13 protein-coding genes are annotated in these 15,601 nt (G+C 70.2%); 4 read left to right on the forward strand and 9 right to left on the reverse strand.

The features are described 5' to 3' along the window. Window positions 1-25 precede the first annotated feature (25 nt). The gene (gene gcvPA, locus IPI43_13790; GenBank protein MBK7775178.1) at window positions 26-1,375 is read left to right on the forward strand and encodes an aminomethyl-transferring glycine dehydrogenase subunit GcvPA; all 1,350 of its coding nucleotides are present in this window, start codon (window positions 26-28) and stop codon (window positions 1,373-1,375) included. On the opposite strand, the gene IPI43_13795 is transcribed toward gcvPA, so the two are convergent. From IPI43_13795 to gatC, 5 genes are all read right to left on the reverse strand, one after another. Then, complete coding sequence (locus IPI43_13795) at window positions 1,362-2,630, reverse strand: serine/threonine protein kinase (GenBank protein ID MBK7775179.1); 1,269 nt, start codon at window positions 2,628-2,630, stop codon at window positions 1,362-1,364. The genes gcvPA and IPI43_13795 overlap by 14 nt on opposite strands. 86 nt (window positions 2,631-2,716) lie before the next feature. Then, window positions 2,717-3,772, reverse strand: a complete 1,056-nt coding sequence (gene mtnA / locus IPI43_13800; protein MBK7775180.1) for an S-methyl-5-thioribose-1-phosphate isomerase — start codon at window positions 3,770-3,772, stop codon at window positions 2,717-2,719. A 31-nt stretch (window positions 3,773-3,803) separates the two neighbouring features. Continuing rightward, a complete protein-coding gene (gene gatB / locus IPI43_13805; GenBank protein MBK7775181.1) occupies window positions 3,804-5,270 on the reverse strand; it encodes an Asp-tRNA(Asn)/Glu-tRNA(Gln) amidotransferase subunit GatB in 1,467 nt (488 codons plus the stop codon). Beyond that, on the reverse strand, window positions 5,270-6,760 hold the full coding sequence (gatA, locus tag IPI43_13810; GenBank protein MBK7775182.1) for an Asp-tRNA(Asn)/Glu-tRNA(Gln) amidotransferase subunit GatA: 1,491 nt from the start codon (window positions 6,758-6,760) through the stop codon (window positions 5,270-5,272). Before gatA ends, gatB begins: the two co-directional genes overlap by 1 nt. Continuing rightward, window positions 6,757-7,059: an Asp-tRNA(Asn)/Glu-tRNA(Gln) amidotransferase subunit GatC gene (gatC, locus tag IPI43_13815; protein MBK7775183.1), complete on the reverse strand. Its 303-nt coding sequence runs from the start codon at window positions 7,057-7,059 to the stop codon at window positions 6,757-6,759. Before gatC ends, gatA begins: the two co-directional genes overlap by 4 nt. A gap of 201 nt (window positions 7,060-7,260) precedes the next feature. Between gatC and IPI43_13820 the strand changes: the two genes are divergently transcribed. Both IPI43_13820 and IPI43_13825 read left to right on the forward strand, forming a co-directional pair. Further along, window positions 7,261-8,610 carry a response regulator gene (locus IPI43_13820; protein ID MBK7775184.1) on the forward strand — a complete coding sequence of 450 codons (1,350 nt, stop codon included), beginning with the start codon at window positions 7,261-7,263 and terminating at the stop codon, window positions 8,608-8,610. 88 nt (window positions 8,611-8,698) lie between these two features. Further along, a complete protein-coding gene (locus tag IPI43_13825) occupies window positions 8,699-10,117 on the forward strand; it encodes a sigma-54-dependent Fis family transcriptional regulator (protein ID MBK7775185.1) in 1,419 nt (472 codons plus the stop codon). A 33-nt stretch (window positions 10,118-10,150) separates the two neighbouring features. Here IPI43_13825 and IPI43_13830 read toward each other — a convergent pair whose 3' ends face one another. Both IPI43_13830 and IPI43_13835 read right to left on the reverse strand, forming a co-directional pair. Continuing rightward, on the reverse strand, window positions 10,151-10,996 hold the full coding sequence (locus tag IPI43_13830; GenBank protein ID MBK7775186.1) for a kinase/pyrophosphorylase: 846 nt from the start codon (window positions 10,994-10,996) through the stop codon (window positions 10,151-10,153). 73 nt (window positions 10,997-11,069) lie between these two features. Beyond that, a complete protein-coding gene (locus IPI43_13835; GenBank protein ID MBK7775187.1) occupies window positions 11,070-11,222 on the reverse strand; it encodes a hypothetical protein in 153 nt (50 codons plus the stop codon). A 323-nt stretch (window positions 11,223-11,545) separates the two neighbouring features. On the opposite strand from IPI43_13835, the gene IPI43_13840 reads away from it, so the two are divergent. Then, entirely contained in the window at window positions 11,546-12,076 is a 531-nt protein-coding gene (locus tag IPI43_13840) for a tRNA (cytidine(34)-2'-O)-methyltransferase (GenBank protein ID MBK7775188.1), read from the forward strand. On the opposite strand, the gene IPI43_13845 is transcribed toward IPI43_13840, so the two are convergent. Both IPI43_13845 and IPI43_13850 read right to left on the reverse strand, forming a co-directional pair. Continuing rightward, window positions 12,062-14,200 carry a molybdopterin-dependent oxidoreductase gene (locus tag IPI43_13845; GenBank protein MBK7775189.1) on the reverse strand — a complete coding sequence of 713 codons (2,139 nt, stop codon included), beginning with the start codon at window positions 14,198-14,200 and terminating at the stop codon, window positions 12,062-12,064. The genes IPI43_13840 and IPI43_13845 overlap by 15 nt on opposite strands. After that, entirely contained in the window at window positions 14,197-15,564 is a 1,368-nt protein-coding gene (locus IPI43_13850; GenBank protein ID MBK7775190.1) for an ion transporter, read from the reverse strand. The genes IPI43_13845 and IPI43_13850 overlap by 4 nt, the downstream gene beginning before the upstream one ends. Window positions 15,565-15,601 lie beyond the last annotated feature (37 nt).

Consider the following 15,601-nt stretch of genomic DNA (forward strand, 5'->3'; position numbering starts at 1 on the left):
CCCTCGTCGGACACGCGGAGAACTCATGCGCTACCTGCCCCACACCGAGGTCGAAATCCGCCAGATGCTCGAGCGCATCGGCGTCGCGTCCATCGACGAGCTCTTCAAGCCCATCCCCGAAGCCCACAGCTTCAAGGGGCTGATGCAGATGGAGCCCTCGCTCGACGAGCCGCGTCTGATGGCGCACCTCAACGAGCTGGCGGCCAAGAACACGGGCGCGCGCGCGCTCTCGTTCCTGGGCGCTGGGATGTACGACCACCACATCCCGCCGGCGCTCGACCAGCTGCTGATGCGCAGTGAGTTCTACACGGCCTACACGCCCTACCAAGCGGAGCTCTCGCAGGGCACGCTGCAGGCCATCTTCGAGTTCCAGACCACGGTCTGCGAGCTGCTCGGCATGGAGGTGGCGAACGCCTCCATGTACGACGGAGCCAGCGCTGCCGCCGAGGCCGGCCTGATGGCGCGTCGCGCCACGCGCCGCACGCACCTGGTGGTCAGCGGGGCCATTCACCCGCACTACCTCGAGACCATCCGCGCATACCTGCACGGCCTCGACGGCACGCCCGACATGGACGTCGCGCCCGTGCTGCCCAACGGCCGCACCGACATGGACGCCGTGGCTGCCCTCACGCGCGACGACACCGCCGCCGTGGTGCTGGGGTACCCCAACTTCTTCGGCTGCGTGGAGGACGTCGCCACCGCGCGCGCCATCACCACGGCCAAGAAGGCCATGCTCATCACCGCCACCGCCGAGGTCTACGCGCTGGCGCTGCTCGAGTCGCCGGGCGCTCTCGGCGCCGACATCGCCGTGGCCGAGGGCCAGTCGCTCGCCGTGCCCGCGCAGTTCGGCGGTCCCGGTGTGGGCTTGTTCTCCTGCCGCCAGGATCTCGTCCGCCAGATGCCGGGCCGCCTCGTGGGCGAGACGCTCGACGCCGACGGCCAGCGTGGCTACGTGCTCACGCTCTCCACGCGCGAGCAGCACATCCGCCGCGAGCGCGCGACCAGCAACATCTGCACCAACCACGGCCTCATCGCCCTCGCGCTCACCATGCGCACCGCGCTGCTGGGCCGCTCGGGCTTCGATCAGGCGGCACGCCTGTGCCTCTCGAGCGCCGAGTACCTGAAGACGCGGCTCGCCGCGCTACCGGGTGTCTCGCTGCCCTTCTCTGCGCCCACGTTCAACGAGTTCGTGGTGCGCCTCGAGCGCGTGACGGCCGCTGCCGTGGTGGCCGAGGGCATGAAGGAAGAGATGCTCGCCGGTGTGGACCTCGCCACCTTCGACGCCACGCGCACCCATGACCTGTTGGTGGCCGTGACCGAGAAGCACAGCAAGGCCGACCTCGACCGCTTGGTCACGCTGATCAGTCGTCTCTGAGGCGCCGGTCCAGCTCGTCGAGGAAGCTCCGCTCGGCCGTGACGCGCTTCTGCGTGTCCAGGATCACGGCGGGGCCCTCGGCGTAAGCCCCTGCGCCGGCCGCCCGGTGCGGGACCTCGACGCCACGCACCACGGGCACGTCCGTCAGCGTGTCTCGGCCACCGAACGCCACCGAAGCCTCGAGCGGCTCCAGCTCCTCGAGGTCCAGATCCTGGACGTCTTCGAATGGACCGCTGTCGGCGCGTGGGCGGGCGAGCGGGAGCGCATAGGCGGCGCTGTCCAGCGTCTGCGTGGGCGCCGGCTCGTTGGTCACGAGGGCGAGCTCGGGCTCCAACACCCGCTGCGCCGGGGCGACCTCGGTCACGTAGCGCGCCACCTGACGCGGCCCCAGCATCATCCCGTTGCGCATGCCGAAGTGCTCGAGGTGCGCCGACAGGTCCGACGCGCTCGCGATGCGGTGATCGCGATCACGCCGCAGCGTGGCCATCAGGATCGCCTCGAGGTCCGCGGGGTACCCCGACACGATGGTGGACGGGGGCCGGATGTCGGTCTCGACGATGCTGGTCATGACCTGCACGTCCTCACCGCGGAAGAGGCGCGTCCCGGTGGTCAGCTCGTACAGCACCACGCCCAGGGCGAAGATGTCCGCGCGCCGGTCGAGCCAGCGGCCACGCACCTGCTCGGGGCTCATGTAGGCCAGCGTGCCGCGCAGCACGCCGCGCTGCTCTGCCCGGTTCGCGTTGGTCTGCGCGATGCCGAAGTCCATCAGCTTCGCCACGCCATCGCGCGTGATCATGATGTTGTGCGGGGTCACGTCACGGTGGACGATCTGCAGCGGGTTGCCGCCGCGGTCCTCGGCTTCGTGCGCGTGGTGCAGCGCCTCGCAGATCTGGATGACGATGCCCAGCGTGACGTCCAGCGGCATGGGGGTGCCGCCTCGCGCGCCGGCGCGCCAGAGGTCCGCCAGGTTCACCCCGGGCACGTACTCCATGGCGATGTACCAGGTGTCCTCGCACTCCCCGAGATCGAAGATCTGCGGGATGTTCGGGTGTGCGAGCTCCGCCATGACCCGCGCTTCGTACTGGAAGAGCAGCAGCGACGCCGGGTTGTGGGCGAACTGCGGGAAGAGCCGCTTCACCACCATCTCGCGATAGAAGCCCGAGTCCCCCCAGCGTCGTGCGAGGTGCACCTCTGCCATGCCGCCGGCCGCGATTTTGCGGAGCAGCTCGTAGGGACCGTACCAAGTTCCGTTCACGGTGTTCTTCCAGCGATAGAAGTACCAGAAAACCGCCAGCGCGTCATGAATTGCGATGGCCTACCGGCTAGTTCCCCCTGGGGCCGTCAGCGCGCCGCGAAGAGCTGGTCGAGGGTCTGGCCTGCCGCCAGGCGCACCACCCCGCGCTCGGTGTACAGCGCCTTCACCAGCCGGGCGGGCGTCACGTCGAAGCCGATGTGACGACAGGCGATTCCGTCGGCGACGAGCGTGGCCCCACCCACCTGCGCCACCTCGTGACGGGAGCGCTCCTCGAGGGGGATCTCGGCGCCCGTGGGTGTGCCGAAGTCCAGCGTGCTGACCGGCGCCGCCACCGTGAATGGCACTCCGTGCACGTCGGCCAGGACGGCCACGCCATAGGTCCCGATCTTGTTGGCCACGTCCCCGTTCTTGGCGATGCGGTCCGCGCCCACCACCACGAAGTCGATCTCGCCGCGCTGAAAGCAGTGCGCCGCCGTGCTGTCGGTGATGACCTCCACCGGGATGCCGTCTTGGTGCAGCTCCCACGAGGTCAGCCGCGCCCCCTGCAGGTACGGGCGGGTCTCGTCGGCCAGCACGCGCACACGCTTGCCCGCCTGGTGCGCGGCGCGGATGACGCCCAGCGCCGTGCCATAGCCGCCAGTGGCCAACGCGCCCGCGTTGCAGTGCGTGAGGATGCACGCGCCATCCGGCACGTCCTCGGCGCCCAGGCGGCCCATCTCACGGCAGGCCAGCACGTCGGCGCGGTGGATGGCCTCGGCCTCGGCCAGCATGGCCTGCGCGCGCTCCTCGGCGGGGCTGTGGGCCACGTCCGAAGCACGCCGCGCCATGCGCGCGATGGCCCAGGCCAGGTTCACCGCCGTGGGGCGCGTGGCGTTGAGCACCCTCCCCGCCGCGCCCATGGCCAGCATGAACGCGCGCGTGTCGCCCGTCTCGAGGTGCGCCTGCTGCGCCATGGCGTACGCCGCCGTGATGCCGATGGCCGGCGCGCCGCGCACCACCATGTCGCGGATGGCGCTGGCCAGCTCGTCGGGCTTGCGAAGCGTGACGTAGACCACCTCGGTGGGCAGCCGTCGCTGGTCCAGCAGCCACACGCTGTGGTCGCGCGGCTCGTACTCGATGGCGAACCAGGGGCTGCCGCTCAACGGCTCCCGCGACAGCGTGGGGAACTGCACGCTACTCCTGCAGCAAGCGCTCGAGCAGCGCGTTCACCACCGCGGGGTCGGCCGCGCCCTTGGTCACGCGCATGACCTGCCCCACGAAGAAGCCCATGACCTTGGTCTTGCCGGCCTTGTACTGCTCGTGTTGCCCCGCGTTGGCCGCGATGATGGCGCGGATCTCGGCTTCGAGCGCGCCGGTGTCGCTGATGGGCGCTTGCACCCCCAGTCGCGCGATGACCGCCTCGGCGCCCTCGCCGCTGGTGACCATCTCGGCGAACACCTGCTTGCCCTGCTTGCCGGTGAGCGCGCCCGACTGCACGCGCTGCAACAAGTCCACCACGGCAGCTGGCGCCACGGCGAAGCTGGCGTCCAGCCCGCTGGTCTTCACGTCGCGCAGCACCTCGGCCTGGATGAAGTTGGCGGCGCGCTTGCCCGCCTCGGCCCGCGGCTCCTTGGCACCCGCGTCGAGCGCGGTGGACACCGCGGTGAAGTACGCCGCGATGGCCGGATGGCCCGTGAGCACGTCGGCGTCATAGGGCGTGAGGCCCCACTCGCTGGTCCACTCGGCGCGCAGTTGCTCGGGGAGCTTGGGCGCCGCCTGGCGCAGGGCTTCGATGCGTGCCTGCCCGAACACGATGGGCGGCAGGTCCGGGTCCGGGAAGTAGCGGTAGTCGTGCGCCTCTTCCTTGCTGCGCTGCGAGAACGTTTTGCCCGTGACGTCGTTCCAGCCGCGCGTCTCCTGCGTGACGCGACCGCCGGCCTCCACGACGGCGATCTGCCGGCTGACCTCGAAGTCGATGGCCTGGCGCACGAACTTGAACGAGTTGATGTTCTTGATCTCGGTGCGCGTGCCTAGCGTGTCCTGGCCCACGGGGCGCACGGACACGTTGGCGTCGCAGCGAAACGAGCCCTCCTCGAGGTTGCCGTCGTTCACGCCCAGGAACATGAGCACGTCGCGCAGCTTGCGCAGGTAGGCCTCGGCCTCGGCGGAGCTGCGCAGCTCGGGCTCGCTCACGATCTCGATGAGCGGGGTGCCCGCGCGGTTGAAGTCCACCACCGTGGCCGAGCCGCCGCCTGCACCGTGAAGGTTCTTGGCGGCGTCTTCTTCCACGTGGATGCGCGTGAGGTGCACCGTCTTCTGCTCGTCCCCCACCTGGAAGGTGAGCTGCCCGCCCAGGTTCAGCGGGTGCTGGAACTGGGAGATCTGGTAGCCCTTGGCGAGGTCCGGGTAGAAGTAGTTCTTGCGGTCGAAGCGGCTCTCGCTGCGCACGTCGCAGCCCAGCGCCAACCCCGCGATGGCGGCCAGCTCCATGGCGCGCTCGTTGGGCACGGGCAGCGCGCCGGGCAGCCCCAGGCACACCGCACACACGTGTGTGTTGGGCTCCGCGCCGTAGGCCGTGGAGCAGCTGCAGAAGAGCTTGCTGTCCGACTTGAGCTGCGCGTGCACCTCGAGGCCGATGACCGTTTCGTAGCTGCGCGCCATCAGACGTCCCTCCGCGCCGTGGCCGTTGCCATGGGGGGTGGCGCGCATACGTACGCCGAACGGGCCTCGAGGGCCGCCGCCAGCTGCAGCATGCGACCCTCGGTGAACGCGGGCGTGGTGATCTGCACACCCACCGGCAGGCGCGAGCGCGCGCCGAGAGAGACCGGCACGTGCATGGCCGGCAGCCCGGCCAGGCTGGGCGGCAGCGTGAAGATGTCGGCCAGGTACATGGCGAGAGGGTCGTTCGTCTTCTCGCCGAGGCCGAACGCGGGTGTGGGGGCGGTGGGCGAGAGCACGGCGTCGCAGTGCGTGAACGCCTGGTCGTAGTCACGGACCATGAGGGTGCGCACCTTCTGGGCCTTGATGTAGAACGCGTCGTAGTAGCCGGAAGACAGCGCGTATGTACCCAGCATGATACGTCGCTTGACCTCGGGGCCGAAGCCCTGAGCCCGCGTGCGCTCGTAGGTGGACAGCAGGTCGTCTCCGGCCACACGGAGCCCGAAGCGCATGCCGTCGAAGCGCGCCAGGTTGCTGGACGCCTCGGCGGTGGCCACCAGGTAGTACACGCTCACGCCGTGGTGCGCGTGCGGGAGCTCCACGTCCACGATGGTGCAGCCCGCGTCACGCAGTGCCGTCTCGGCTTCCGCGAACGCCGCGCGCACGTCGTCGTCCTCCACCTGACCGAGCGCCTCGCGCATGACCCCCACGCGCAAGCCCGTCACGGGGGACTCGCACGCGGCCTCGTAGTCGGGCACCGGCTCGTTGGAGCTGGTGGCGTCGCGCCCGTCGTGCCCCGCCAGCACGCCCAGCACGCGCGCTCCGTCACGCACGCTGCGCGTCATGGTGCCCACCTGGTCCAGCGACGAAGCGAACGCGATGAGCCCGTAGCGGCTGAGCCGCCCGTACGTGGGCTTGATGGCTGCCACGCCGCAGAACGCGCCGGGCTGACGGACCGAGCCGCCCGTGTCGCTGCCGAGCGCCACCGCCGCGAGACCCGCCGCCGTGGACGCCGCCGAGCCGCCGCTCGAGCCACCCGGCGCGCGCGTGTTGTCCCAGGGGTTCTTCACGGGACCGAACGCCGAGTTCTCGTTGGACGAGCCCATGGCGAACTCGTCCATGTTGGCCTTGCCCACGATGACGGCGTCTTCCGCCAGCAGGCGCTCCACACAGTCCGCGTTGTACGGTGGTTTGTAGCCCGCCAGGATGCGCGAAGCGCAGGTGGTGGGCACTCCACGCAGGCACAGGTTGTCCTTGAGCACGACGGGGACGCCGGCCAGCCGACCCAGCGCCTCGCCACGCTCGCGACGGGCGTCGATGGCACGGGCTTGCACCAGCGCTTGCTCATCCGTCACGTGTAGGAGCGCGTTCAGACCGCTGGCCGCCTTGGCGCGAGCCAGGTGCTCTCCGATCACGTCTTCGGCACGACGCTCGCCGGCTGACACGGCGGCAGCGATGGCCACCACGCCGGGGATTTGCTCCTTGCTGCTCACGCGCCCTCCAGGACTTTGGGGACGGCGAAGCCCTCGCCATCGGTGGCTGGCGCAGCAGCCAGGATTTCCGCGCGCGAGAGGCCGCTTTCCACGACATCCCTACGCAGGGGCGCTAGGATGGGTAACGCATGAAAAGATGGCGCCAGATTAGAAACGTCGACCGCATCCAGCGCGGCGACGTATCCCAAGATGGCGTCCAGCTGGCCCCGCAGCGCCTCCACTGCGTCCTCTTGGAGCTCCAGGCGCGCCAGCCTCGCCACGTGCCGAACCTGCTCCGAGGTGATCTTTCCGTCATGCATCGGCGTGACCCTAGCTCCCCACGTGGGAAGCGGCAATTGCCATTCCGCCCTTCCTGGACGATGAATTTATAAGCGGACATTGTCACCCCGTGACAGTATCTTTGCAGCAAGTGCTCCTGTAACGTTACCCTGCTACCGTCTGTCCCATTGCATTGACCCAACTCAATCGGGTCCCTAGTTTCTGCGTAGGCGCCAACCCCCATGAACCCCCACCCCTTTACATGGCTCGCACAGCAGCTCGGATGGACCGAGCTACTCGAGTCGGGCGATGGGTCGGTCGTGACGTCACGGGGCGAGCCGGTCGCCGCAGGCACGCGCCTCGAAGAAGCCGTGAGCGCTCGCGTCCCGCACTCACTCAAGGCCCGCGCCGTGGAGGCCGTGCGTGCTGCGCGGCTGGGTGTGCCGAAGGCGCTGGAGCTCCCCTCGGGTGGGCGCCTGCTCTGCTGGCCGAACGATGACGACAGTGTCCGTGTTTTGATCGCGCGCCCCGCCGCACGGGCCTCCGAGCCGGCGCTGGCCGATCTGTCGGGTGCCGCCAGCCACGAGATGGCGAACGCGCTCACATCCATCTTGGGCTGGGCCGACGTGGGCCTCGCAGACCGCGGCACCACGGCCACCACCGCGCTGCGCTCCATCAAGGAGAGCGCCGAGAGCGCGCGCGCCATCGCCGACGACATCCTCTCCATGGTGCGCAGCGGCGACACCGACGACGTGAGCACCACCCTCGCAGACACGGTGTGTGGCGATGTGGTGCGCTTGATCACGCCGCAGGCGCGTCGCCGCAACGTGGAGATCATCCACCGCCCCGGGGAAGACGTGGCCTGTCGCGCGCCGCGCAACAAGCTGGTCTCCATCCTCTGGAACCTCATCCACAACGCCGTGTCCGTGGCGCAGCCCGGCGGCCACGTGGAGGTGTGGGTGGAGCGCGATGGCGAGTCGCTGCTCTTCAACGTGCGCGACGACGGCCCCGGCATGGACAAGGCCACGCGCGAGCGCGCGTTCGACCCGTACTTCACCACGCGGGACAAGGGCACCGGCCTCGGGCTCGCCGTGGTCAAGTCGTTCGTCAGCGCGTTGGGCGGCAAGATCGAGCTGCAGACCGCGCCCGGTCGTGGCGCCTGGTTCCGCATCCACGTGCCCATCGCCACCGCCGTTCCGCGGCGGGGCAGCGGCGTGCTGGCAAGGCTCCCGCGTGTGCTCGTGGTCGAGAACGACCCCATCCTGCGCGAGATGCTGCAGCTGGCGCTCGAGATGCACGACCTCAAGGTGGCCGTCGCGTCCGGCCGCGTGGAGGCGCTGCAGTCCGCCGACAGCGTGGACGTGGCCGTGGTGGACCTCAACCTGGACGACGGCGACGGGCTCGAGCTCATCGCCTCACTCAAGGCCGCGGGCCGCGCGCGCGAGGGCATCGTCATCAGCGGCAGCTCCGCACCGCCGGGCTGCACCATCACGTGGATGCGCAAGCCGTTCCAGCCCAGCGAGCTGGCCGACACCATCCGTGAGCTGCTCACTCGCCAGAGCGGCGGCGACGAAGCGTCGCGCCTGGGTTGAGCCCCGGGCCGCGGCGAGCCTCGCCAAGGCCGTGCCACCGCGATCATCGATCGACTTCCCCGCTCGTGGGCTCTAGAGTCGCAGCTTCATGACCACCACGCGTCGCAACGCTTGGACCACGGCGTCGCAGCAGAGTGTCAACGTGCGCGACAGCGACGCCGACCCCACGCCGGGGCTGGTGTTGGTGTACTCGCGGCTGCACGCACAGCTGGTCCCGGTGGCGCCGCTGCGCACCAGCCCGTTCAGCGTGGGGCGTGAGGACAGCAACGCGCTCTGCATCCCAGAGGCCGCGGTGTCGCGGCACCACGCTCGGCTCGAGCAGCGCGGCCAGCGCTGGTGGATCGTGGACCAGAACTCCACCAACGGCGTCACGCTGAACGGCGTACGGGTGAGCGAGGCGCCCCTCGCCAGCCACGACGTGCTGCGCATCGGGGACAGCGTGTACCGCTTCGCGACCGACGGCGCGACGCGCTACGTGGCCTACCCGCCCAGCGCGCAGGTCGTCGCGGGAGCGCGGCCCTTCACGCACGACCGCAGCGGGCCCCTCATTGGCGGATATCAGATCGACCAACTGCTGGACCGCGTGCAGCGCGTGGCACCCACGGGGCTGGCCGTCATCATCACCGGCGAGAGCGGCACCGGGAAGGAGCTGGTGGCGCGCGAGCTGCACCGGCGCAGCGGCCGCACGGGCCACTTCCAGGCCATCAACTGCGCGGCGCTGAGCCCCACGCTCATCGAGAGCGAGCTGTTCGGGCACCGCAAGGGCGCGTTCACCGGAGCCACGCACGACAAGCCCGGGCTGCTGCGAGCAGCCGACGGCGGCACCCTGTTCCTGGACGAGATCGGCGACATGCCGCTCGAGGCCCAGGCCAAGCTGCTGCGCGTCCTGCAAGAGAAAGAGGTGCTCCCCATCGGCGCGTCGCGGCCCGTTGCGCTGGACGTGCGGGTGGCCTGCGCCACGCATCGAGACCTCGAGGACCTCGTGGCCGGCGGGTCGTTCCGGGGCGACCTGCTGGCGCGCCTGCGCGAGTTCGAGATCGAGCTGCCCCCGCTGCGCCACCGGCGCGAAGACGTGCTGCCGCTGCTGCGCCACTTCCTGGCGGCCGCGGGCCGGCCGGTGAGCGACCCGAGCTTCTCCTACATGCTGGCGCTGGCCCACTACGACTGGCCCTACAACGTGCGCGAGATGGAGAGCGCGGTGCGCCTCTCGGTGGCCCTCGCCGCCGGCATGGAGCTCGACCTGCGGCACCTCCCGAAGCCCGTGCAGGCGGCTTTGGACGCGCACGGGCAGCCTGCCCGCGCCCCCCAGCACGACGCGCGCGGCCACCACCCCGCGCGTGAGACCGCGCGTGGCGGGGACGCCCCCGACGAGGTGCAGCTGCGCCTGGCGCTGGCGGAGCACCGCGGCAACGTGGCGGCCGTGGGGCGCGTGTTCGGCAAGGAGCGCATGCAGGTGCACCGCTGGATGCGTCGCTACGGGATCAACGCCGAAGACTACCGCGCCTAGCGGGCCGCCTAGAGCCCGCGTCCCTCGAGGCGCTCAGGCCGTGGGCGGCGGCAAGAGCGTGAGGCCATGGTTGTCCCGGTCCTTCAGGCGCTCGAGGATGATGGTCGCGGTCTCCTCGATGGCCAGGTTGGTGACGTCCACCACCATCCACTCGGGGTTCTCGCGGAAGATGGCGTGGGCGTACTCGAGCTCCGCGCGCACGTGCTCGCGCAGGCCGTAGTTGGCGTCGCCCGGCATGCCCAGCTGCTGCAGCCGCTGGCGCCGGATGTCCATGAGGTGGTCCGTGTCCAGCGTGAGCCCGATGACCTTGTGCCCCGGCACGTCGTACAGCTCGGGTGGCGGCTCCACGCCCAACACGAGCGGCACGTTGGCCACCTTGAGGCCGCGCCCCGCGAGGTACGTGGAGAGCGGCGTCTTGCTGGTGCGGCTCACGCCCGTGAGCACCAAGTCGGCCCGGCGCAGGTTGCGCGGCTCCTTGCCGTCGTCGCTCTTCACGGCGAACTCGATGGCCTCCACGCGCCGGAAGTACTCCTTCGACAGCGGCATGTCGGCCGTGGGGATGTTCACCGGGTCGGCCTCGAGGAACGCGCCCACCTTGTGGATGAGCGAGCCGATGACGTCCACCGCCTCGACCTCGTTCTCCTGCGCCAGCTTGTGGAAGAACTCGCGCAGCTCCGGCCGCACGATGGTGAACACGATCATGGAGCCGTGTTCACGCGCCTTCTTGATGACGTCCGACACGGAGTCACGGTCGCGCACCCGTGTGAACAGGCGCACTGGGACACGTGCATCCGGATACTGGAGGAGCGCCGCGCGCACGACGCGCTCGGCGGTCTCTCCGGTGGAGTCACTGACAACGAAGATGGGCTTGGGGTCCATGTAGGCTCCGCCGGATCCTAACACCCACCGACCTGTGCCGCGCGCCGACTATCGAAGCGCACGGCCACCGACATCAGGCGCCGGCGCGGCCGATGCGCGTGCCGAGCGCGCGGCGGGCCATGCCCTGCACGCGGCGACGGTTCTTGGCCTTGGCCTTGGCGTGGTGACGGGCGCCCTTCTTGGTCTTGCGGACGCGGCGGGACTTCTTGGAAAGCGGCAAGTACATCGGTTTTTCCTGCGTGGAACACCCGCCAGAAGCGCGGGCAAAGTCGTTTCGCGAGCCCTTTCGGGCGCGACGGGAGCGCTGTCCTAGCAGGCGTCGCGCCGAATGTCACGCGAGCGCGCCTTTTGGGCCCGCGAACGGGGAAGTCGACCGAAGATCGTGGTCGAGGCGCCCGGCTGGCAAGGCGCGACGAGGGAGCATACCGCGAGGTATGCTCCCTCGTCGCGCCTTGCCAGCCGGGCGCCTCGACCACGATCTTCAGTCGACTTCCCCGTTCGCGGGCCCAGAGCCTCGACGCTGGGGCGCTTTTCGCTCACAACCCCGCCATGCCCACTGGCCCGAAGCTGCGCGCCGAGCAGGCCCATGAGCCATTCCGGATCGTCTTGGTCGACCCGGAAATCCCTGGCAACACCGGCGCGGCGGCCCGCACGGCGGCGGCCACCCAGAGCGCGCTGCACCTAGTGGGCAAGCTGGGCTTCCGTATCGACGAGCAGTCCGTGCGGCGGGCGGGGCTGGACTACTGGCACCTGGTGGACCTGCACCGCCACGAGGCGCTCGGTGACTTCCAGGTGGCCCACCCCGGTTCGCGGCTTCACCTGTTCTCGTCGGGGGCAAAGCGCAGCTACCTGGACGTGGCGTTCCAGCCGGGGGACGCGCTGGTGTTCGGAAAGGAGTCCACAGGGCTCGATCGGGCCCTGCTGGAAGCCCACCCTGACGCCGTGGTGGGCATCCCCACGCTGGGCGCCGTGCGCAGCCTGAACTTGAGCAACGCCGTCGCGATCGTGGTCTACGAGGCGCTCCGTCAGACCGGCGCGCTCGACCGCACGTTCGTGGAGGAAGACTCAGGCCCTCGCTGACGGGCCCAGCTGCACCGGCTGCCCACTGAGCGCGCTGGTGCCCGACAAGCGGTCCACCCGGCGAGCGTCGATCACGTCGTTGACGCTGGCCCCGGGCTGGGCCGAGGCCACCCCCAGGCGCGTGCCTGCTCGCCCATGCCCGAAGCCGTGAGGCAGGCACACCACCCCGGGCATGATGTCGTCCGTGACCCGCACGGGCACGTCTACGCTGCCCACATCCGAGCGGAGCGTGGCGATCGCCCCGTCTTGCACCTGGCAGCGCTCGGCGTCGGTGGGGTGCACTTCCAGCGTGCAGCGTGAGGCGCCCCGCATGAGCCGCGGCGCGTTGTGCATCCACGAGTTGTTGCTGCGCAGCGTGCGTCGGCTGATGAGCACCAGCGGTGTGACCGGCTCGCTCAGCTGCGCGCCGAGGTTGCCCAGCTCGGACGCCAGCAACGCCGGGAACAGGTCGAGCGAGCGGTGCGAGTAGCGCAGGATGTCCCCCAGGCGCGCTTCGAGCGGCCCGAGATCCACGGTGGTCCCCGCTGCCTGCAGCGAGGCGAGCGTGAGCTTGCGGTGGCGCTGGGGGCCCACGCGGAGGAGCAGATCGAGGATGCGCTCAGGCCGCGCGCGCCGCAGACCGGTGATGGCCAGCGCCGCCGCACGCTGGGGCAGACCGCGCGCGGCCAGCACCCGCTCGGCGAGCTCGAGCAGCACGTCCCAGCCCTCGCGCGTGTCCTTCGGGGCAGGCACCACCGGGCCATCGAACGAAGCGAAATTGCGCACGCCCTGGCCCGCAAACAGCATGGGATAGTGCGCCCGCTCGAGCGCCACGGGCGTGGGCAGGATGTAGTGCGCCAGGCACGAGGTCTCGTTCACGAAGAGGTCGATGGACACCAGCAGGTCCAGCTCCTGGAGCGCCGCCCCCACCCGCGAGCCATCCGGGTTGGACAGCACGGGGTTGCCCGCGTTCACGATGAGCGCCTTGATCTGGCCCGGCCCCGGAGCCTCGAGCTCCTCCAGCAGCGCCGCCACGGGCAGCTCCCCCAGGAATGACGGCCGCTTCGCAACGCGTGAGCACCCCGGCTTCAGCTGGGCTCCCGCGAGCGCGCTGATGCGGACCAGATCGATGGCCGGCGTGGCGAAGCGCACCCCACCCTCCCGGTCGAGGTTGCCCGTGAGGGCGTTGACGAGATCCAGCAGGATGGTGGTGGTGGTGCCGTGCTCTTGCACGCAGGTCCCCATGCGCCCGTAGCAGATCGCACGGCGCGCCGAGCCGAGGTCATCGGCCAGCGCGTGGATGGTGGCTGCCGGCAGCCCGACGCGCGCGGCCACGCGCTCGGCCGTGAACTCGCGCACCGCTGCGCCCAGCGCCTCGAAGCCGGCGTCGCGGCAGAACGGCGAGCGCGCGGCGACGCCGGTGGCGAACAACCGCTCCATCATGGCGAGCAGGAGGAACGCATCACTCCCAGGCCGAATGAAGTGGTGCTGGTCGGCGATGGCGGCCGTCTCGGTGCGGCGCGGATCCACCACGACGATGCGCCCACCGCGCTCCTGGATGGCGCGCAGCCGGCGCGTGATGTCGGGGGACACCATGCCGCTGCCGTTGGACACCAGTGGGTTGGCACCGATGACCAGCAGGTGCTCGGTGTGGTCGAGGTCGGGCACGGGCACGGCGGCGGGGCTCCCGAACAGCGTGGCCGAGGCCACCACGCGCGGCAGGTTGTCGAGCGACGCCGCGCTGAAGTGGTTGCGGCCGCCCAGCACGGCACGCAGCACGGTGGAGGCCAGGGCCGCCCCGTAGTCGTGAGCCGTGGGGTTGCCCAGGTAGGTGGCCACGGCGTCGGCACCATCGCGCGCACGGATGGCGGCCAGGCGCTGCCCGATGTCACCCAGCGCCTCTTCCCAGCTGACCGGGACGAAGTCGCGTCCCACTCGCTTGAGCGGCGTCCGCACCCGGTCGGGGTCGTCCATCAGGTCGCCCAGCGCGGCGGCCTTCGGGCAGATGTGTCCGCGCGTGAACGGATCGCTCACGTCGCCGCGCACCTCCACCACGCGACCCTGGTCCACGCGCACGCGCAGCCCACAGTGGGCGTCGCACAGCGTGCACACGGCCCGGACGGTTCCATTCGAGTGTTCGCTCATGTCGGCGGCTCCTCACTGATGACGAAGGCCTCGTCGCCTTCGAGCATGGGCTCGTCGGCGCGTGGATTGATGAGGAAGCGGTCGCCGTCGCGCACCAGCGAGAGCACCGTCCGGCGCAGGCCCAGCATGGCGATGTTGAAGTCCAGGAAGGTCTTGCCGATGAACTCCTCGTCCACGGGCACGCGGTAGATCTCGCTGCCGTACTTGTTGGTGAGCAGGTCCTGCAGCAGGTCGCCCACGCCCAGGTCCTGCACCGAGCGCACCAGCAACGTGGACGCGAGCCCACGCGTGTCGATGACCGCGTCGCAACCTGCGGCCTCGAGGTGCTCGCGGTTCTCCGGATCGATCAGCTCCGCGCTCAGCCGCACCTTGGGGTTCAGCTTCTTGAGCGCCAGGGCGATGAGCGCCGTCTCGTGATCGCTCTGCGGGTTGTTCGGGTCGTTGGCGAAGACGATGGCGGCTGCCGCGAACTCGGCCGACGAACGCGACAGGCTGTCGCGGCTGCCCGGCCGCCCCCGCACGAACAGCACGGGCTCGGCGATGGGGGTGGTCTCGAGGTCCGCCACCACGCAGATGGGCATCTCGAGGTAGCGCGGGTCGTGGCGAAAGTCGTCGATGGCGCCGAACGACTTCTCGTTCCAGCCGAGCACCAGGAGGTGATGTTTGAGCATATAGGTCCGAAGGCCCTTCTGGCCGCGTTCACGGTATTCGATGAGGCCTGCCGCGATGGTGGCAGCCAGCGTCCCCAGCACGCCCACGCCGAGGATCATGGTCATGACGGCCACCACGCGGCCGCCGAGGGTGTAGGGGTAGAGGTCGCCGTAGCCCACGGTGCTGAGCGTGGTCATACTCCACCAGAGCGCGTCCCCCGGGTCGTGGATGCTGGGGTTGTGGCCGTCCTCGAAGTGGTAGAAGGCGCTGGCCGCCAACAGCCACACACCGAGGGCCACCCACGTGAGGTTGGCCATGGCGTCGGTCCGAAACGGCAGCTCGCGGCCGCGCAGCACGCGCCGCGTGAGCGCCAGCACGCGGGCCAGGCGAATGAGCCGCACCAGCCGCACCAGACGGGCGGCGCGCAGCGGCCCCACCACGGGGATGCAGCCCAGCAGGTCCACCCAGTTGCGGCGGAAGAAGCGCCAGCGGTAGGGCCTCGCACGGTAGAAGCGGTAACCGAAGTCCGCTGCGAACAGGGCGCAGAAGCCGAAGTCGATGTAGCCGAGCAGGTGCCCCTCGGCGGAGTCGTGGTCGAGCTGCATGTCGACCAGGATGAGCACCAGCGCGATGACGGTGCTCACCAACACCAGGCGGTCCCACCAGCGAGGCATGAGCGGGTCGGTGTGCAGTGGCTGGAGGCGCTGGCCCATGGTGCGGCGCCGAGTATGCCACCGACTTGACCGCCAC

It is taken from the genome of Sandaracinaceae bacterium (assembly GCA_016706685.1).
Lineage (GTDB): Bacteria > Myxococcota_A > Polyangia > Polyangiales > Houyiibacteriaceae > JADJJE01.